Genomic DNA, 18873 nt, shown 5'->3' on the forward strand with positions numbered 1-18873 from the left:
GAGGTACCTGTGTCAAAAGACCCTTTTCAGCAACGGGAAGCGGAAAAATATGATAATCCGATCCCCAGCAGGGAATTTATCCTTGCCCATTTAGATAAACGTGAAAAACCTGCTAACCGTGAAGAACTCGGCCGTGAGCTGGGTATCAGCGGTGAAGAACAGATCGAAGCGTTGCGCCGCCGCCTGAGAGCGATGGAGCGCGACGGACAATTAGTTTTTACCCGTCGTCAGTGCTATGCCTTACCGGAACGGCTGGATTTGCTGCGCGGTAAAGTGATAGGGCACCGTGACGGCTACGGTTTCCTGCGGATAGAAAATTCCAAAGATGACCTGTATCTGTCAGCTGAGCAGATGAAATTCTGTATGCATGGCGACATTATTCTGGCTCAGCCAGGAGGTTCCGACCGTAAAGGCCGGCGTGAAGCCAGGGTGGTGCGGGTGGTTGAACCCCGCAATAACCAGATTGTCGGACGTTACTTTGTCGACGCCGGTGCCGGTTTTGTGGTGCCCGATGATAGCCGTCTGAGTTTTGATATTCTTATTGAACCGGAATTTACCCTGAATGCGCGGATGGGGGCAGTGGTTGTGGTCGAACTTGAAAAACGTCCGACCCGCCGCGCGAAAGCCATTGGCCGGGTGATCGAGATCCTTGGCGATGATATGGGCACCAGCCTGGCCGTGGATATGGCCCTGCGTACCCATGAAATTCCCCACAGCTGGCCGGAAGCCGTTGAGCAGCAAATGGCTGCGCTTAGCGAGCAGGTTCCGGAGCAGGCGAAAGCCGGACGCATCGATTTACGTCACCTGCCGTTAGTCACCATCGATGGCGAAGATGCCCGTGATTTTGATGATGCGGTCTACTGCCAGAAAAAACGGGGTGGCGGCTGGCGGCTGTGGGTTGCGATTGCCGATGTCAGTTACTATGTTCGTCCCGGCAGTGAACTGGACAATGAAGCTCAGCAGCGCGGCACCTCCGTGTATTTCCCTTCACAGGTCGTACCTATGCTGCCGGAAGTCCTGTCTAACGGATTGTGTTCACTGAATCCGCAGGTCGATCGTCTGTGTATGGTGTGTGAAATGACGATTTCTGCGGCCGGTAAACTGAGTGGTTATAAACACTACGAAGCGGTAATGAATTCCCATGCCCGCCTGACCTATAACAAGGTCTGGAATATTCTGCAGGGGGATCAGGAATTGCGTGAACATTACGCACCACTGGTCGGTGACCTGGAAGAACTGCATCGTATGTACCAGGTGCTGGAAACCTCCCGTGCTCAGCGCGGAGGCATTTCTTTCGAAACTGAAGAAGCTAAGTTTATTTTCAATGCGGAACGCCGTATTGAACGGGTTGAGCGTACGGTACGTAATGATGCCCATAAACTTATCGAAGAATGTATGATCCTGGCTAATATTGCCTCAGCACGTTTTGTCGAAAAATACCAGGAACCTGCGTTATTCCGTGACCATGATCGACCTTCAGAAGACAGTATCAAGAGCTTCCGTACGGTCCTTAGTGAGCTGGGCCTGAGCCTGTCAGGGGGGAACAAACCCGCTCCGCTCGATTATTCTGAGTTGCTGGAAAAAATTGCCGACCGGCCGGATGCGGAAATGTTACAGACCATGCTGCTGCGTTCGATGAAGCAGGCGGTTTATGATCCGGAAAACCGGGGGCACTTCGGTCTGGCACTTGCCTCCTATGCGCACTTTACGTCGCCTATCCGTCGCTATCCGGATTTGTTATTGCACCGTGCAATCAAGTATCTGCTGGCGAAAAATGCCGGGGAATTACAAGCAAACAGTACACCGACCGGCGGCTATCACTATGATCTGCAACAGATGCTGCAATTAGGTCAGCACTGTTCAATGACTGAGCGCCGGGCTGATGAAGCGACCCGTGATGTTGCCGACTGGCTGAAATGCGACTTTATGCAGGATCAGGTGGGGAATACCTTTAGCGGTGTGATTTCCAGTGTGACCGGCTTCGGCTTTTTTGTACGCCTCAATGATCTGTTTATCGATGGCCTGGTACACGTTTCGACGCTGGATAATGACTATTACCGTTTTGATGCGGTAGGTCAGCGGTTGATCGGCGAGTCCGGTGCACACACCTACCGGTTGGGTGATATTGTCGAGATCCGGGTCGATGCGGTACATATGGATGAGCGTAAGATTGATTTTGCGCTGATCTCCAGTAAGCGTCAGCCTCGCGGAGCAGGTAAAACCGCCCGTGAGAAAGAAAAACAATCGGCATCTTCTGCCGGTAAGCGTCGCCGCGAAACGGGGTCAGCAAAGAACTTTGAGGCTGACAGCAGCTTCCGCGCGGATAAAAAGAAATCAGGAAAAAAGCGTTCTGCAAAAAAGAAAATTGCGCAGAACAGCAGCCAGCCCGAAACTCCGGCACAACCGGTGAAAAAAGGCAAAAAAGTATCAGAGAAAACACGTAAAATCGCGGCAGCAACTAAAGCGAAACGTGCAGCCAGAAAGGGCAAAGCAGTCGCGAAGAAAGCTGACTGATTCCCTTATTCAGGGCGCTTTCCGTCCCCCGGAAAGCGCCTGTTATTAACGTCCAACCATTGAACTGAGTTATGAGCGAAATTATTTTTGGTATTCATGCCGTAGAGGCCTTACTGGAGCGTGACCCGCAACGTTTTCAGGAAGTATTTATTCTGAAAGGGCGCGATGATCGCCGTCTGCAACCGCTGGTCGCCGCACTGGAAGCTCAGGGGGTTGCTGTTCAGGTAGCGACCCGCCAGTGGTTGGACAGCAAAGCCGAAGGCGCAGTTCACCAGGGGATTATTGCCAGCGTTAAACCCGGCCGTCATTATCAGGAAGGTGATCTGCCTGATTTGCTGGAAAAAACTGAACAGCCTTTCCTGTTGATCCTCGACGGAGTGACGGATCCGCATAACCTGGGCGCATGCCTGCGTAGTGCTGATGCGGCCGGAGTCCATGCGGTCATCGTACCGAAAGACCGTTCTGCTTCACTGAACGCGACCGCCAGGAAAGTCGCCTGTGGTGCTGCCGAATCGGTGCCTTTGATCCGTGTAACTAACCTGGCTCGTACCATGCGTTTGTTGCAGGACTACCATGTGTGGATTGTCGGCACTGCCGGCGAAGCCGACCACAATCTGTACCAGAGTAAAATGACCGGACCTATGGCACTGGTGATGGGAGCAGAAGGTGACGGAATGCGCCGTCTGACCCGTGAACACTGTGATGAACTTATCAGTATTCCTATGTCGGGCAGTGTGTCATCACTGAATGTATCGGTGGCGACAGGAATCTGTCTGTTCGAAGCGGTACGCCAGCGTCAGTCATAACTACAGCTGCTGTGCCGGGAGTGCTCCCGGCGTGGCACAGAATATTGCTTTACTCTGCCACCGGCCGGGCTGTCAGTCAGTGGCTGGCGGTATAGTTGAAATCATCAGGGTGATTTTCCAGGCTGCCGGTAATGGCCGCATATAATACGGTTCTGCCATCAATGGATAATTTGTCACTCAGGTTCAGCCAGAGTAATTGCTCCGTATGACGTCTTTCATCATGACGAACAAATACACCACTCATTGTGCCTTCTGCCGGCGAGTAAAGCAGGGCGAACTGTTCGGCAGAGCAGTTATGCGGTTTACAGGCATAATATACCTGATACCGCTCACCGTTCAGCGTCACCGGCTGTGCCGGCGTTTCGGTCCCTCCTTTCTTTACCCAGTCAGGCAGATGTTGTCCTGTGACCAGCTGTGAAAATTGCTGACGGCCCTGCGGGCTATGGATAAGCGTATTTAAGCTGGTTTGCTGCCCTGCGACGGCCGGGAAAGTTACTGCCGAACAAAGGGTTGCAGCACAGAACATCCGGAATATCATCTTCATCTGTTCCTCCTGTAAAGTGGCATTATTATAGTCTGTTAGCGGTAGTGCCGCTAATCGCTGCTACGCCATATTATGGTGATGCAATCTTTGTCATTATTCGTGATTTAATTGCTTGAATTTCGCCCTCAGGGTCAGTATTATTACGCGTCAATTTTTCGGCCGCACTTAAACACGTTCCTTGCTTCCATGGGCCGCGGCTGACCCTGACAGGAGGCTGAATAATCCGTAAGGAGCAACCGATGCGTCATTACGAAATCGTATTTATGGTCCATCCTGACCAGAGCGAGCAGGTTCCAGGAATGATCGAGCGTTACACTGGTGCTATCACCGGTGCAGAAGGCACGATCCACCGTCTGGAAGACTGGGGTCGCCGTCAGCTGGCTTACCCGATCAACAAACTGCACAAAGCACACTACGTTCTGTTGAACGTTGAAGCTCCGCAGAGTGTTATCGATGAGCTGGAAACTAATTTCCGCTTCAACGACGCCGTTATCCGTAGCATGGTTATGCGCGTTAAAAACGCGGTAACTGAAGCGTCACCAATGGTTAAAGCGAAAGAAGAACGTCGTGATCGTCGTGAAGACTTCGCTAACGAAACCACTGATGACTCAGATGCTGAGGAAACTGAAGAGTAATCCATGAGGGTGGCTAATCGTCTGCACCTGTCCGGCAATGTCTGTGGCAAGGTTGTCAGAAAGACCAGCCCCTCAGGAATTCCTCACTGTCAGTTTGTGCTTGAGCATAAATCCTTACAGGAGGAAGCCGGATTATCCCGGCATGCATGGTGTCGTATCCCTGTTATTGTCAGTGGTAACGAACATCAGCAGATTACTCAACATATAACGGTCGGCACGCAACTTATTCTGGAAGGTTTCCTGCATTGCCATCAGGCAGCGACAGGACAAAGCCGAATAGTGTTACATGCCGAGCAGATTGAATTGATAGATTCTGGAGACTAGCCTAATGGCACGTTATTTCCGTCGTCGCAAGTTCTGCCGTTTCACCGCGGAAGGCGTTCAAGAGATCGATTATAAAGATATCGCAACGCTGAAAAACTACATCACTGAAAGTGGCAAAATTGTACCGAGCCGTATTACCGGTACTCGCGCAAAATACCAGCGTCAGCTGGCCCGTGCTATCAAGCGCGCGCGCTACCTGTCTCTGCTGCCGTACACTGATCGTCATCAGTAATCGGCCACTGTCCATTAACGACTTTGAGAGGATAAGGTAATGCAAGTTATTCTGCTTGATAAAGTAACAAACCTGGGTAACCTGGGTGATCAGGTAAACGTAAAAGCGGGCTACGCTCGTAACTTCCTGGTTCCACAGGGTAAAGCTGTCCCTGCAACTAAAACTAACATCGAGTTTTTCGAAGCTCGTCGTGCTGAGCTGGAAGCTAAACAGGCTGAAACTCAGGCTGCTGCCAATGCCCGTGCTGAGAAAATCAACGCACTGGCGACAGTAACCATTACTTCTAAAGCCGGTGACGGTGGCAGACTGTTTGGTTCTATCGGCGCACGCGATATCGCTGATGCAGTATCTGCTGCCGGCGTTGACGTTGCGAAAAGCGAAGTTCGTTTAGCCGAAGGCGTTCTGCGCTCTACCGGCGAATACGAAGTTAATTTCCAGGTTCATAGCGAAGTAGTTGCTAAACTGGTTGTTAACGTCGTTGCTGCATAATTTGCAGTAATGCGAAAACGCCGGCCTTGTGCCGGCGTTTTTGTTTGTACAGTCCGCCTGCATGACAGACAGTTTTACTGCGCCCGGATAAAGCTGCCGTTGCTCTGACGGGTAAAAAGCACGGGTCCGTTGCTGTTATTCAGTGTCAGGGCTGTCACGGTGCCACGGGCATTAATCCGCAGCCGAATCTGCTGTCCTGCCTGTAAATTACTTAAAGGCTTATCTGTACCCTCTGCGTTTGCCATCGCAAACACATCACTGACCGGTAAATTATTATCACGGAATAGCTGAGCCAGCGTCTGCCCATCGCTTATCTGGTAATTATGCCATTGTCCCTGCGGATCATCTGACGAAGGGGCTGGCAACGATGACGAGCTATCACTGCTATTATCCAGCTGTGCCTGCATTATCGCCTGTGAAGTATTCACGGACCGTTGTACCGGAAATTGCGTGGACTGACCCGGTAATAAAAAACCCGTGATTATCAGCAACAGACCGATAAATATTCCCCAGCGGTGAGTCAGCGGCAGGGGATCCAGCCAGTGCAACTTTTCTGGCCATTGCCGGATATTACTAATCAGTGAATCCGGACTGATATTTTTTTTCTGTTTCCGCATAGTAGTGTCCTGTTGCGGGGTAATTAATTTGCGTATGGCTGCGGGGCGTGCGGCCCTCAGGACAGCGGCTACGCGGTTCCGGGTGACAGGGGGATTACGGCGGGCAAATTGGCCCATTTTGTCTCTCTTCTTACACAGATAATGATAGTCGCGATGCTGAACTGCCGTCGTAGTTATCACCGGCCGGCGGATATACGCACCTTAAGCTGACTATTGTTCATCTTTCAGAAAAAAAAGTCACCAGCAGCAGGTTCGGTTTTACCCCGGCGGCGTGCGCTGTTATGCTGCCGTTTCACTTTTTTAAGATAAATCAGGAACAGAAATGACGACTCTTTCTTTTGATAGCGTTGAAGCACAGGCTAGTTACGGTATTGGTCTGCAGGTCGGGCAGCAACTGCTGGAATCAGGTTTACAAGGGTTACAGCCTGAAGCTTTACTCGCCGGCCTGCGTGATGCGCTGGAAGGAAATTCGCCGGCTGTCCCTGTGGACGTCGTACATCGCGCACTGCGTGAAGTTCATGAACGCGCTGAAGCGGTTCGTCAGGAACGTACTCAGGTTATGGCAGCAGAAGGGCTGAAATATCTTGAAGAAAATCGTCAGCGTGAAGGCGTCAGCAGCACTGAGTCTGGTCTGCAATTCCGCGTACTGACTCAGGGTGAAGGTGCGATACCTTCGCGTCAGGATCGTGTCCGCGTACACTATACAGGCAAACTGATCGATGGCACCGTATTCGACAGTTCTGTACAGCGTGGTGAACCGGCAGAATTCCCTGTCAGCGGCGTTATCGCGGGCTGGATTGAAGCTCTGACCCTGATGCCGGTAGGCTCGAAGTGGGAGCTGGTGATCCCTCAGCAGCTGGCATACGGCGAGCGTGGTGCCGGTGCATCAATTCCTCCGCTGAGCACTCTGGTCTTCGAAGTAGAGTTACTGGATATTCTGTAATTCACTGCATTAATCTGAACCGGCCACAGGGCCGGTTTTTTTTGCCTGCGCCCGTAGACCTGGCGCGGGATGACGGATTCGCTCAGGGTGTTGTCAGCGATATCTGTTCCCGCCACCCTCTCTGCGTCAGCAGAGAAAATACGGTACACTGAAAAAACGACAACTAATGACGGCGCACTTCTCTGTGGGGTGCCGAACATGAAGGGGGTGAATAATGCTGGAACAACTCTGTCAGTTAGCGAGAGCAGCCGGTGTGGAAATTATGCAGATATATAATGCCGAACAGCCGCCGGACATCCTGCATAAAGCAGATAATTCCCCGGTGACCGCCGCGGATATAGCAGCTCATCATGTGATCCTCGACGGGCTGAGCCGAATAACTCCGGATATTCCGGTGCTATCGGAAGAGTCACCCGTAAGCTGGCCAGAACGTCAGCAGTGGCAGCGTTACTGGCTGGTTGATCCGCTCGATGGCACTAAAGAGTTTATACGTCGTAACGGAGAGTTCACGGTAAATATCGCCCTGATTGAGCAGGGGGTGCCGGTTGCAGGTGTTGTCTATGCACCCGCGACGGACCTGATGTATTTTGCCGCGGAAGGAAAAGCCTGGAAAGAAACACAGGGGGACCGCCGTCAGATTCAGGTGCAGCAGGCAAATCCGCCGCTGGTTGTGGTAAGCCGTTCCCATGCTGATAGTGAACTGAAAGAGTATCTGCAACAACTGGGAGAACATCAGACCACGTCTGTCGGATCATCCCTGAAGTTTTGTCTGGTCGCAGAGGGCAAAGCACAACTCTACCCGCGTTTCGGACCGACGAATATCTGGGACACGGGGGCCGGACATGCTGTAGCAAAAGCTGCCGGGGCGCATGTCACTGACTGGACCGGAAAAACACTGGATTATACGCCACGTGAGTCCTTCCTCAATCCCGGTTTCCGGGTCAGTGTGTTCTGACCATTCTCTCCCGCCGGACTGCATCGGCGGGCTAATCCTATTCAGCCCGCGGGGGCGCCGGCGTGCCCTGTGCTGTATCCCTTACCGGCTTGCTACGCACTTTTCTCTGCAACACCCTTAACTGCGGTACGGCCACTCTTCTGTGCAGTGATCATCTTACTGACATATATGCCCGGCATTATATGTCGCCATCAGTTGTTAAATAATTGTGTGCTACTGCACAGATGTGATTTTTATACTGTATTAACATAGATAAACAAAATATAAGACTAATCCATACCATTTTTATGGTTTATCTGATTGAGCAGTGTGACAATTTACCGGTAAATTGTGGTCATAGCAGTGATATCCGGTTGCGGATATCAGGGCATCAGCAAGTAAGGATCGAAAGGATGAAGATTTTTCAGCGATACAACCCTCTGCAAATCGCTAAATACGTGAAAATTTTGTTTAAAGGCCGCTTATATATTCGCGGTATCGGGGCTTTTGACTTCGATAAGGGCAGGTTGTTACTGCCGACTGTAAAAGATAAGCAGCAACTGAATGTGATGTCGGAAATTAACCGCCAGGTGCTGCGTTTACAGGCTGAGTATCGTTAATAAAGCCAGGGCGCCGGAAGGCGCCCTGAATCATTTAACTGGCAGAGATATTCTCGTCTGCGACAATAGTGCCGGCAGGGGCCAGCATTGCCGGGCGTTCATCTATTCTGGTGACCAGTAACTGGTCAATCCGGTAGCTGTCGATATCCACCACTTCGAACTTATACCCCGAAAACATCACAAAATCGGTACGTTTCGGGATTTTACGCAGCATGTACATCATAAAGCCGCCAATGGTTTCGTAATTACCCGAATGGGGAAATTCGTCAATGTTCAGCACCCGCATCACATCATCGATCGGGGTTCCTCCTTCGACCAGCCATGAGTTAGCATCACGGGCAACGATCTGTTCTTCAAAGCCCTGACCGACCAGGTCACCCATCAGAGTGGTCATCACATCATTCAGTGTGATAATGCCCACCACTAATGCATATTCGTTCATGATCACTGCAAAATCTTCCCCGGCAGATTTAAAGCTTTCCAGCGCTTCAGACAGGGTCAGTGTGTCAGGAACAATCAGTGCAGAGCGGATCTGCACGCCGCTGTTAAGGGTCAGGCTCTGATTCCCCAGCACCCGCAGTAATAGCTCCTTGGAGTCAACATAACCAATAATATGGTCAATATCGTTATTACAGACCAGGAATTTAGAATGCGGGTGCTGTGCAATTTTTGACTTCAGACTTTCTTCATCTTCATTCAAATCGAACCAGACAATATTTTCCCGCGATGTCATGGATGAAGGCACAGTGCGTGACTCCAGCTCAAAGACATTTTCAATCAGTTCATGTTCCTGTTTACGCAGTACCCCGGCCAGCGCCCCGGCTTCGACGACCGCGTAGATATCATCAGGGGTGATGTCATCTTTGCGGACCATTGGAATTTTAAACAGGCGGAAAATATTATTCGCCATACCGTTAAAAAACCACACCAGTGGCCGGAAGATCATCAGACAAAAACGCATCGGGTGGATGATACGCAGAGCAATGGCTTCCGGTGCAATCATCCCGATACGTTTTGGTGTCAGGTCTGCAAACAGAATAAACAGGCTGGTGACGATGGTGAAAGAGCAGATAAAACTCAGCTGATCGGCAATTTCCGGTGCAAAGAAGCGTGAGAACAGCGAACTGAATGCCGGGGAAAATGCAGCATCACCGACGATACCGCCGAGGATGGCAACCGCGTTCAGACCAATCTGTACTACGGTAAAGAACATGCCCGGGGATTCCTGCATCTTCAGGATATGCTGGGCACGGACATCACCGTCATCTGCCAGCAATTTCAGTTTTATTTTGCGTGCAGCGGCCAGAGAAATTTCAGACAGGGAGAAAAAAGAACTGATGACTATCAGTAATAAAATGACAAATAAGCTATCTAACATAAAGGGTCCAGTGTTTATACTCTTGTCATTTTTGGCGTGGGCAACATAGACCTTCTCGTGCGCTGACAGTGCTTATATCAGTAACATCGGCTATCCGCGCCAAAAATGTCTGTCCGGCAGCTTAATTAGCGTACCTCTCAGACAGAACGGCTCAGGCTTTCCTGAAGAAGCGATTATAGCAGCAGCCACAGAGAGGCCGCCAGAGGGAAAGATGAACAAATTTTCATCGCCCAAATAATCTGTCGTAAAACAGTCTGTGCTGGTTTTTTATCTTAGCTTTACCGCCATCATTACGTCATTAAACCGAAAAATAGCGTTATATCTTACTGCCAGGTGTTGTGTTAACTGCAGCATTTATCGACAATAGCCGCTAACTATCTTAGTTTTTCATTTTTCGTTGTTTTTGCCTTTCCGGCTACCGATAGCCGGAAAAGCTCACCGGGAAAACGGCCGGTTTAAACAGGAGTTTACGTGCCACGTCTACGTTTATCGCTATTTGGTATGACGGTAATGCTTTTGACAGCGCCTGCCCTTCAGGCTGCGACCGTTCAGTTACAACTGACGGGATTGTCAGGTGAATTACAAAATAATGTGCGGATCCGTCTGGCAGCGATTGCCAGTGAAGAAGTTACGGCGGATAACCGTTTCCAGGCACGACTGACCGATTCCATTAAACAGAGCCTGCAAGCGCTCGGTTACTTTCAACCGGTAATTACGTTTCCGACCCCTCCTGAGTCTCTGGATCGTAAAAACCCGATCATCCGCGTAAAGGTTGATGCCGGTCCGCCGGTAAAGATTGCCGGCAGCACGATTGTGGTCGGGGGGGAAGGCAGTAAAGACCCTGATTACCAACAGTGGATAGCCGCAGGACGTCCGGTGGTCGGTACGGTACTTAATCAGGGCAAATACGACAGCTTTAAAAGCGGCTTCTCCGGCATTGCTCTGCGCAACGGTTATTTTGATGGTGAGTTTAAAAAAAGTCAGCTTGGTGTTTCGGTTGAGCGGCATGAAGCGTTCTGGGATATCGACTATGACAGCGGGCAGCGTTACCGGTTTGGTGATGTCAGCTTTACAGGCTCACAGATCCGTGAAGAGTATCTGCGCCAGCTGGTTCCTTATCACAAAGGCGACTACTACAGTTCCCGGGACTTAGCCGAACTCAACCGCCGTTTATCTGCCACCGGGTGGTTCAGCTCGGTGGTGGCATCTCCGGAATTCGGTAAGTCCCGTCAGGATAAGGTGCTACCGGTGAGTGCGGTACTGACCCCCGCAGTGAAAAATACCGCCGAAGCGGGTATCGGTTACTCAACTGATGTCGGGCCCCATGTTAAAGCATCGTGGAAACGTCCCTGGGTAAACGACTACGGCCACAGCATGTCGGTCAGCACTTACCTGTCGCAGCCGGAACAACAGCTCGACATGACCTATAAAATACCGTTACTGAAAAGTCCGCTGGAACAATATTATCTGTTACAGGGCGGTGTAAAGCGTACCGACCTGAATGATACCCGTTCTGATACCTCGACACTGGCAGTATCCCGCTACTGGGATAATCAGTCGGGCTGGCAAAAAGCGGTAAACCTGCGCTGGAGTCTGGATAACTATACCCAGGGGAATATATCGGATAATACGATGCTGATTTATCCGGGGGTCAGTGTTAACCGTACCCGCTCACGGGGCGGGCTGATGCCGACATGGGGGGACTCTCAGCGTTACTCTGTCGACGTTTCTGATACGGGGTGGGGCTCGGATGTCGATTTTGTCATTATGCAGGCACAAAATGTCTGGATCCGTACCCTGGCCGAAAAAAACCGTTTTGTATTCCGTGGTAACCTTGGCTGGATAGAAACCAGTAATTTCAACCGTATCCCGCCTGACCTGCGCTTTTTTGCCGGGGGTGACCGCAGTATCCGTGGCTATAAATATAAAGATATCTCACCGCGTGATTCTGATGGCAAGCTGACCGGGGCCTCCAAAATGGCCACCGGTTCGGCCGAGTATCAGTATAATTTTACGGGCAAATGGTGGGGGGCAGTCTTTATCGATTCCGGTGAAGCGGTCAATAATATCAAAGATTCTGATTTCAAAACCGGTGCCGGAGTGGGGATCCGCTGGGCATCACCGGTTGGGCCGATCAAGCTGGATATCGCCCGGCCGGTAGGCGATTCAGGCGAGCATGGATTACAGTTTTATATCGGGTTGGGGCCGGAGTTATGACGCTATTGAAAAGAGTTCTGGCAGGGATCCTGATATTTCTGTTACTGCTGGTGGTTATTATTGGCTTCCTGATTGGGACTACGCCCGGCTTACATCTGGTGCTTAACAGCGCTGCGCGCTGGGTTCCGGGTTTACAGATTCAACAGGTCGAAGGTGGCTGGCGAAATCTGACGATTAAAGGGCTGGCGTATCAGATGCCCGGGGTCAGTGTCTCCGGCGGGGAGTTTCATTTATCGCTGGATGCGTCATGTCTGATCCACTCTTCAGTGTGTGTTAATGACATCGGACTTAAAGATGTCAGCGTGGTCGTGGACAGCAGCAAAATGGCCCCCGCATCACCGGAGAAACCGGCCGAAGAGAGCAGCAGTGGCGACATTTCCACCCCGTATCCGATAGTGTTACGTCACCTCGGGCTGGATAATGTGAATCTGAAAATCGATGACACGGCGATTTCTCTGGGCAGTTTCTCGAGCGGGATTCACTGGCAGGGGCGTCAGCTGACCCTGACACCGACCAGGATAGAAAATCTGCTGCTGGCATTACCAAAAAGCAAAACAGCCGCAGCACAGGCAGCCGCCGGGCCGGTTGCCGTACAAGCTGCCAAAGTCACACCGCCAGTTTCGGCAACGTCCGGAACAGGGCAGCCGGTGGCTGCGGCAGCTTCGCAGCCTGTTACGGAGCAATCACCGGCAGAAATGCTGCGGGCGTTATTCGCTAAACCACTACTGAATTTACCCGAATTCCGTTTACCGATAGATATCCGTATTGAGGATATTCTTGGCGAAAACCTGCGTCTGACCGGGGATACGGACCTGACCGTTAATCGTTTACAGCTCCGGGCCCTGATTCAGGAAAATAAAGTTGAGTTACAGACCCTGAAGATAAACGCACAGCAGGGGATCCTGAGTGCCCGCGGCGAAGCCAGCCTCAGAGATAACTGGCCGCTCAGCCTGACACTGAACAGTGATATCAATATGGCACCGGTAAAAGGCCAGAAAGTCAGGCTGACTGTCAGTGGTGCCGCAAAACAGCAGGTAGATCTGAAAGTTAATCTTTCCGGACCAGTGAAAGCACAGTTACAGGCGATGGCCCGTCCGGCTGACATCGGGCTGCCTTTTTCATTGCGTTTAAACAGCCCGCAATTACGCTGGCCGCTGACCGGAGAGCCTGACTGGCAGGTGAAAAATCTGGCACTGACTACTGAGGGGAAAGCGACGGGCTACACGATTTCCCTGCGCAGCGCGGTTTCAGGCAACAGCATACCTCCCGCAGATATTGCTCTGGACGGCAAAGGGAATACGGATCGGTTCTCGCTGGATAAACTGCGTATCTCAGCATTACAAGGAAATGTTGATTTACGTGCGCTGGTTGACTGGACCAAAGCCGTCAGCTGGAACAGTGAGTTAACCCTGGCAGGTATTAATACCGCCAGACAGTATCCTGACTGGCCGGCAAAACTGAACGGCAGTATTAAAACCCGTGGCAGTCTGTATGGCGGCAGCTGGCAAATCAGGGTACCTGAACTGTTACTTACCGGTAATGTGAAGCAGAATGCGGTGAATGTAAAAGGTTCACTTTACGGCAACAGTTACAATCAATGGAATATTCCGGGTATTGATCTGTTACTGGGACAAAACCGGCTGAATATTAAAGGATCTCTGTCGGATAAGATTAACCTGGATGCCAGCATTGATGCGTCACACCTGGATAATGCATTGCCGGGACTGGGTGGGGTGGTTAAAGGAACAATACTGGCGCGCGGTAGCTTACAGCAGCCTGAAGTTCGTGCGGATCTTGACGGACAGGGGTTACGCTGGCAGCAATTGAAAATTCGTCGTGTCAGCCTTAAAGGCAATGTCAGTTCCGGCCAGCAGATTGCCGGTAAACTTGCGTTACGGGTATCACAGCTGCAACAGGATGCCCTTAACATCAGCAGTGTGGTACTGGATGCCGATGGTAACGAAAAACAGCATCAGCTGAAACTGACGGTGGCCGGTGAACCTGTTTCGGGTCAGTTGTCCCTGACCGGCAGCTTTGATCGCCAGCAACAGCGCTGGCAGGGATCACTTAACAATACCCGCTTTAACACCCCGGTTGGCGAATGGCGGCTGAGTAAAGCGGTCAGCCTGGATTATAAAAATACCCTGAAAACGATCACAATTGGCAGCCACTGCTGGCTGAATCCTGATGCACAGATTTGTGTACCGGAACCGATTGTCGCCGGTGCTGACGGGCATGCACGGATACAACTGACCCGGTTTGACCTCGGGATGTTAAAACCGGTATTACCTGCGGAGACTCAGCTGAAAGGTGTATTCAGCGGAGATGCCAGGGTGAAATGGACCGCCAACGGAGGACTCCCGGAAGGTAATGTGACCCTCAGCGGGAAAGGTGTCGAGGTGAAACAGAACGTGCAGGGCAATACACTGCCTATTGCATTTGATGCCCTGAACCTGAAAGCCTCGCTGGCAGGCGGAAAAGCTCAGCTTGACTGGCGGGTAAAAATTGCTAATAACGGTCAGCTGAACGGCAGTGTCCGGATCAGCGATCCGCAACGGGCCCGTAATCTGAGTGGTAGCGTGAATATTGCCGGTTTTTCTCTGGGGCTGTTTAATCCGGCGCTGGCGAAAGGGGAACAAATTACCGGTATGCTGAACAGCCAGTTGCGTTTATCCGGTAATTTGCAGAACCCGCGGGTCTATGGTCAGACTACGCTGGACGGCCTTGATATTAATGCCAATTTTATGCCGGTTGATATGACATCGGCGAACCTGAAACTGGTATTTAACGGGGTCAGTTCAACCCTCGAAGGTCTGATTCAGACCCGGCAGGGAAACCTGAATCTGACCGGTAATGCTGACTGGGCTCAGATTGATAACTGGCGGGCTCGGGTTGCTGCCAAAGGTGAAAAAATTCGTGTCACGGTGCCGCCGATGGTCAGGATGGATGTCTCTCCGGATCTTGTGTTTGAAGCCACGCCGGCAGCCTTTAATCTGGATGGCCGTGTGGATATTCCCTGGGCGCGGATTACGGTACAGCAGGTACCGGAAAGTGCCGTCGGCGTATCTCCTGATCTGGTGATGCTGAATGAGAATCTGCAGCCGATACAGCCAAAAACCACCTCAATTCCTATAAACAGTAATTTAATCATACATGTAGGTAATGATGTTCGTTTGTCTGCCTTTGGCTTGAATGCCCGTCTGACGGGAGACCTGAAAGTATTGCAGGATAAAAATGGACTCGGACTGAATGGACAGATTAATATTCCTTCAGGACGCTTCCATGCCTATGGCCAGGATCTGGTGGTACGTAAAGGACAGTTACAGTTCTCCGGCCCGCCTGACCAGCCATATGTCAATCTGGAAGCTATCCGTAACCCTGAAGCCACAGAAGATGATGTGACTGCGGGTATCCGTGTGACAGGCATGGCAGATGAACCTAAGGTTGAGGTGTTCTCTGATCCGGTGATGTCACAACAGGCGGCCTTGTCTTATTTATTACGCGGGCAGGGACTCGGCAGTGACGGTGACGGCAACGCACTGACATCTGCTCTGGTTGGATTAGGGGTTGCACAAAGCGGGCAGGTAATGGGCAAAATCGGCGAAACCTTCGGTGTGAGTAACCTTGCACTCGATACCGCAGGGGTCGGTGATAGTCAGCAGGTGCAGGTCAGTGGTTATGTCCTGCCGGGGCTGCAGGTGAAATATGGTATCGGCTTGTTTGATTCTCTGGCGACGCTGACCCTGCGCTACCGGCTGATGCCTAAACTCTATTTGGAAGCGGTGTCTGGTGTTGATCAGGCACTTGATTTGCTTTATCAGTTTGAGTTTTAGCAATGCGAATAATCGTCTATGGTAGTTTGAGGCGCAAGCAGGGAAACAGTCACTGGATGACCAATGCGCAGTGGTTAGGGGATTATCAGGTTGAAGGGTATGACCTGTATAATCTTGGTCTGTACCCCGGGATTGTTGCCGGTGAAGGACGTGTGTGTTGTGAGGTATACCGGATAGATGCCACAACTCTGGGTGAACTGGATGCCCTGAGGACCCGTGGCGGAGAGTACAAGCGTCAGCTGATATCGACGCCGTACGGTACTGCGTGGATGTATATATATCAGCGGCCAGTCGTCCGCAGCCAGCAGATTATCAGTGGTGACTGGCTTAAAAAGGATAGTGAAAACTGAGACAACGAAAAACGCCGTCTGTTAGCAGACGGCGTTTTTTTTACAGCAAAAGCAGAAGATTACTTTTTAGCAGCACGTTCGAAAGAAGAAACGATTTCTGCTTTAGCCGCGGCGGCATCAGCCCAGCCATCGACCTTAACCCACTTGCCTTTTTCCAGATCTTTGTAATGTTCAAAGAAATGGGTAATCTGGGCGCGCAGTAACTCAGGAAGATCTGTCACGTCTTTAACATGATCATATTCTTTGGTCAGTTTGCTGTGGGGGACAGCAACGACTTTAGCATCTTCACCTGATTCATCAGTCATTTTCAGTACGCCAACCGGACGGCAGCGGATCACTGAACCATGCTCTAACGGATACGGCGTCGGGACCAGAACGTCTACCGGGTCACCATCCAGTGACAGAGTGTGGTTGATGTAACCGTAATTACATGGGTAGAACATGGCCGTAGACATGAAACGATCGACAAACAGTGCGCCTGACTCTTTATCAACTTCATATTTAATTGGATCAGCGTTCGCCGGGATTTCAATGATAACGTAAATATCTTCTGGCAGATCTTTACCTGCTTCAACCAGGTTCAAACTCATCGTTTAATTCCTTCAATGACATCAATTAAGTGCCCGGTATTATAGCTAACTGACAGTGAAAGTATTGCCTCTTTTTCTGCTTTCAGAGTGATCCGCACAGAGCTTTCGGCGAAAAACAAACCCGCCGCACAGCTATCAGAGATAAAGATCTCTGCGGATGATTCAGCAGAGGGTCAGTTGTCAGTAAAGGATCGCCCCGCCGTGACGATAAATAAGGTATTTCCGTACATAGCGGCTAAGGAACAGGTTTTATGCTGTTTAAATTATCATTACGCAGCGGGTTGCTGATTATTCTGTTATTAATGACCGCGTTGTTATGCATTGTCAGCGCCACCGGGTTTATCGCTCTGAGAGCCGCCGATCGCTCACTGACTGAGATCAATCGTATCCATGAGAATGAGCTGGCTAACCTTTACCAGAGTAACAGCGACTTACTGCATAGTCGCTCACTGGCGGCACTGGTGGTCCTCAAGCAGGAATCGGGGGATAAACAGGCCGCAGCAAAGTATCTGCAGGGGGTAAATGATGCGGTTGCCAGTTCACTGCTGCATATGGAACTGTTTATGAAAGCCGGGACGGTGACGCAGAAAGGAAAACAGATGGCGGCTGACATCAGTCGCAGTTTTCAGGCCTATACCGGGCAGGCTATTTTTCCGATGGTCACCAGCCTTAAAGCAGCAGATCTTGCCAGTTACTATCAAAATATTGAGAAATTCCCTGCCCTGATGGCCAGCTTCAGTCAGTCGGTACAAACGTTTAATCGTTACGCCAGTAATGTTGCACAACAGCAATTTATCCTTGCCGGAAAACGGCAGAGGAATATGGAAATATTACTGGCTCTCTGTTCAATCATTACCATCAGTACCTTACTGATCAGCTGGCGGATCCTGCGGCAGGCCTTGTTACAGCCATTGGCGCTGATGACGACACATCTGACATTTATTGCCGAAGGGGACTTAACCCGTCAGGTGCCTCTGGCAGGCAGTAAAGAGCTGCTCAGGGTAATGAATACACTGCAGGCGATGCAAAGTGCGCTGGGGACTTCGGTACAGCAAGTCTCCGGGGCCAGTTTACAGATAGACCAGGGATGCCGTGAACTGGGGGCGGGGATCCTTAACCTGTCTCAGCGTACAGAAGAGTCTGCAGCCTCTCTGGAACAGACGGCCGCGAGTATGGAACAGATCACCGCCACAGTCCGCCTGAATGCAGGTAATGCGCATCAGGCGCATCAGCTTGCCAGCCGGGTGTCGGAAACTGCCCATCGTGGTGCAGAAGTGGTCAATCAGGTTGTCGAAAAAATGCAGGAGATTACCCACAGTTCGCAAAAAATTGGCGATATTCTGGCTATGATCGATGGTATTGCTTTTCAGACCAATATACTGGCTCTCAATGCTTCGGTTGAAGCGGCCAGGGCCGGGGAACAGGGCCGGGGATTTTCGGTGGTTGCTAACGAAGTCCGCAGCCTTGCCCAGCGCAGTGCCAGTGCCGCAAAAGAGATCCGTCAGCTGATAGTCACTTCCCAGAGCCAGGTGGCTGATGGCAGCAGGATGGCCAGCAGGGCCGGGGAATCGATGAGTGAAATTTATTCTGAAGTATCGCAGGTCAGTCTGCTGATGAAAGAAATTTCGGTTGCCTCTGATGAACAGAGCCGCGGTATCGAACAGATAAATATTGCGGTCACACAGATGGATGACGTGGCGCAGCAGAATGCCGCATTGGTGGAACAGGCAACGTCAGCGACTCATACACTCGAAGACCAGAGTTCCCGGCTACAGCATACGGTCGCCGGGTTTCGTCTGACGGCGTAAAGCGTCACCAGCCCCGCAGATCGGCACCGGGTAAGATCT

17 protein-coding genes are annotated in these 18873 nt (G+C 51.2%); 13 read left to right on the plus strand and 4 right to left on the minus strand.

What is annotated here, in order from left to right; all coding sequences use genetic code 11:
- Positions 1-9: 9 nt before the first annotated feature.
- Together rnr and rlmB are read left to right on the plus strand one after the other, a co-directional pair.
- Positions 10-2514 (plus strand): ribonuclease R, encoded by a 2505-nt coding sequence (gene rnr, locus JK198_RS02950; protein ID WP_212707113.1) that lies wholly within the window; start codon positions 10-12, stop codon positions 2512-2514.
- 71 nt (positions 2515-2585) lie between these two features.
- Positions 2586-3320 (plus strand): 23S rRNA (guanosine(2251)-2'-O)-methyltransferase RlmB, encoded by a 735-nt coding sequence (gene rlmB, locus JK198_RS02955; RefSeq protein ID WP_212707112.1) that lies wholly within the window; start codon positions 2586-2588, stop codon positions 3318-3320.
- 76 nt (positions 3321-3396) lie between these two features.
- Here the strand turns inward: rlmB and JK198_RS02960 are convergent, their stop codons facing one another.
- Positions 3397-3864: an Ivy family c-type lysozyme inhibitor gene (locus JK198_RS02960; RefSeq protein WP_249213244.1), complete on the minus strand. Its 468-nt coding sequence runs from the start codon at positions 3862-3864 to the stop codon at positions 3397-3399.
- Between the two features lie 239 nt (positions 3865-4103).
- On the opposite strand from JK198_RS02960, the gene rpsF reads away from it, so the two are divergent.
- From rpsF to rplI, 4 genes are read left to right on the plus strand one after another with little or no spacing between them, the layout of a single operon-like run.
- A complete protein-coding gene (gene rpsF, locus JK198_RS02965) occupies positions 4104-4499 on the plus strand; it encodes a 30S ribosomal protein S6 (RefSeq protein WP_212707111.1) in 396 nt (131 codons plus the stop codon).
- Positions 4500-4508: 9 nt separating this feature from the next.
- Positions 4509-4823 carry a primosomal replication protein N gene (priB, locus tag JK198_RS02970; RefSeq protein WP_343876917.1) on the plus strand — a complete coding sequence of 105 codons (315 nt, stop codon included), beginning with the start codon at positions 4509-4511 and terminating at the stop codon, positions 4821-4823.
- A gap of 4 nt (positions 4824-4827) precedes the next feature.
- Positions 4828-5055 carry a 30S ribosomal protein S18 gene (gene rpsR / locus JK198_RS02975; protein WP_000135199.1) on the plus strand — a complete coding sequence of 76 codons (228 nt, stop codon included), beginning with the start codon at positions 4828-4830 and terminating at the stop codon, positions 5053-5055.
- Between the two features lie 39 nt (positions 5056-5094).
- On the plus strand, positions 5095-5544 hold the full coding sequence (gene rplI, locus JK198_RS02980) for a 50S ribosomal protein L9 (protein ID WP_212707109.1): 450 nt from the start codon (positions 5095-5097) through the stop codon (positions 5542-5544).
- A gap of 74 nt (positions 5545-5618) precedes the next feature.
- On the opposite strand, the gene JK198_RS02985 is transcribed toward rplI, so the two are convergent.
- Positions 5619-6161, minus strand: a complete 543-nt coding sequence (locus JK198_RS02985; RefSeq protein ID WP_212707108.1) for a LysM-like peptidoglycan-binding domain-containing protein — start codon at positions 6159-6161, stop codon at positions 5619-5621.
- Between the two features lie 322 nt (positions 6162-6483).
- Between JK198_RS02985 and fklB the strand changes: the two genes are divergently transcribed.
- The 3 genes from fklB to JK198_RS03000 all read left to right on the plus strand — a co-directional run bounded on the left by fklB (position 6484) and on the right by JK198_RS03000 (position 8658).
- A complete protein-coding gene (fklB, locus tag JK198_RS02990) occupies positions 6484-7104 on the plus strand; it encodes a peptidylprolyl isomerase (protein ID WP_212707107.1) in 621 nt (206 codons plus the stop codon).
- 214 nt (positions 7105-7318) lie between these two features.
- On the plus strand, positions 7319-8059 hold the full coding sequence (cysQ, locus tag JK198_RS02995) for a 3'(2'),5'-bisphosphate nucleotidase CysQ (protein WP_212707106.1): 741 nt from the start codon (positions 7319-7321) through the stop codon (positions 8057-8059).
- A gap of 392 nt (positions 8060-8451) precedes the next feature.
- Complete coding sequence (locus JK198_RS03000; protein WP_212710172.1) at positions 8452-8658, plus strand: DUF1107 domain-containing protein; 207 nt, start codon at positions 8452-8454, stop codon at positions 8656-8658.
- Between the two features lie 34 nt (positions 8659-8692).
- Here the strand turns inward: JK198_RS03000 and JK198_RS03005 are convergent, their stop codons facing one another.
- Positions 8693-10036: a hemolysin family protein gene (locus tag JK198_RS03005; protein ID WP_212707104.1), complete on the minus strand. Its 1344-nt coding sequence runs from the start codon at positions 10034-10036 to the stop codon at positions 8693-8695.
- Positions 10037-10537: 501 nt separating this feature from the next.
- Between JK198_RS03005 and JK198_RS03010 the strand changes: the two genes are divergently transcribed.
- From JK198_RS03010 to JK198_RS03020, 3 genes are read left to right on the plus strand one after another with little or no spacing between them, the layout of a single operon-like run.
- A complete protein-coding gene (locus JK198_RS03010) occupies positions 10538-12253 on the plus strand; it encodes an autotransporter assembly complex family protein (RefSeq protein WP_249213247.1) in 1716 nt (571 codons plus the stop codon).
- A complete protein-coding gene (locus tag JK198_RS03015) occupies positions 12250-16086 on the plus strand; it encodes a translocation/assembly module TamB domain-containing protein (RefSeq protein ID WP_212710173.1) in 3837 nt (1278 codons plus the stop codon). Before JK198_RS03010 ends, JK198_RS03015 begins: the two co-directional genes overlap by 4 nt.
- 2 nt (positions 16087-16088) lie before the next feature.
- Entirely contained in the window at positions 16089-16436 is a 348-nt protein-coding gene (locus JK198_RS03020; protein ID WP_212707101.1) for a gamma-glutamylcyclotransferase, read from the plus strand.
- A 59-nt stretch (positions 16437-16495) separates the two neighbouring features.
- Here the strand turns inward: JK198_RS03020 and ppa are convergent, their stop codons facing one another.
- Positions 16496-17026, minus strand: coding sequence for an inorganic diphosphatase (gene ppa, locus JK198_RS03025; RefSeq protein ID WP_212707100.1), 531 nt, complete (start codon positions 17024-17026; stop codon positions 16496-16498).
- A gap of 251 nt (positions 17027-17277) precedes the next feature.
- Between ppa and JK198_RS03030 the strand changes: the two genes are divergently transcribed.
- Entirely contained in the window at positions 17278-18834 is a 1557-nt protein-coding gene (locus JK198_RS03030; RefSeq protein ID WP_249213245.1) for a methyl-accepting chemotaxis protein, read from the plus strand.
- Positions 18835-18873: the final 39 nt, after the last annotated feature.

The organism is Tatumella sp. JGM91 (genome assembly GCF_018257575.1).
Classification (GTDB): Bacteria; Pseudomonadota; Gammaproteobacteria; order Enterobacterales; family Enterobacteriaceae; genus Tatumella; species Tatumella punctata.

Coding starts and splice junctions, on each gene's coding strand:
- JK198_RS03030 (WP_249213245.1), top strand. CDS start 17,278: ATGCTGTTTAAATTATCATTACGCAGCGGGTTGCTGATTATTCTGTTA.
- rplI (WP_212707109.1), top strand. CDS start 5,095: ATGCAAGTTATTCTGCTTGATAAAGTAACAAACCTGGGTAACCTGGGT.
- cysQ (WP_212707106.1), top strand. CDS start 7,319: ATGCTGGAACAACTCTGTCAGTTAGCGAGAGCAGCCGGTGTGGAAATT.
- rpsF (WP_212707111.1), top strand. CDS start 4,104: ATGCGTCATTACGAAATCGTATTTATGGTCCATCCTGACCAGAGCGAG.
- JK198_RS03005 (WP_212707104.1), bottom strand. CDS start 10,036: ATGTTAGATAGCTTATTTGTCATTTTATTACTGATAGTCATCAGTTCT.
- rpsR (WP_000135199.1), top strand. CDS start 4,828: ATGGCACGTTATTTCCGTCGTCGCAAGTTCTGCCGTTTCACCGCGGAA.
- JK198_RS03000 (WP_212710172.1), top strand. CDS start 8,452: ATGAAGATTTTTCAGCGATACAACCCTCTGCAAATCGCTAAATACGTG.
- ppa (WP_212707100.1), bottom strand. CDS start 17,026: ATGAGTTTGAACCTGGTTGAAGCAGGTAAAGATCTGCCAGAAGATATT.
- rlmB (WP_212707112.1), top strand. CDS start 2,586: ATGAGCGAAATTATTTTTGGTATTCATGCCGTAGAGGCCTTACTGGAG.
- fklB (WP_212707107.1), top strand. CDS start 6,484: ATGACGACTCTTTCTTTTGATAGCGTTGAAGCACAGGCTAGTTACGGT.
- JK198_RS02960 (WP_249213244.1), bottom strand. CDS start 3,864: ATGAAGATGATATTCCGGATGTTCTGTGCTGCAACCCTTTGTTCGGCA.
- JK198_RS03015 (WP_212710173.1), top strand. CDS start 12,250: ATGACGCTATTGAAAAGAGTTCTGGCAGGGATCCTGATATTTCTGTTA.
- JK198_RS02985 (WP_212707108.1), bottom strand. CDS start 6,161: ATGCGGAAACAGAAAAAAAATATCAGTCCGGATTCACTGATTAGTAAT.
- JK198_RS03020 (WP_212707101.1), top strand. CDS start 16,089: ATGCGAATAATCGTCTATGGTAGTTTGAGGCGCAAGCAGGGAAACAGT.
- JK198_RS03010 (WP_249213247.1), top strand. CDS start 10,538: ATGACGGTAATGCTTTTGACAGCGCCTGCCCTTCAGGCTGCGACCGTT.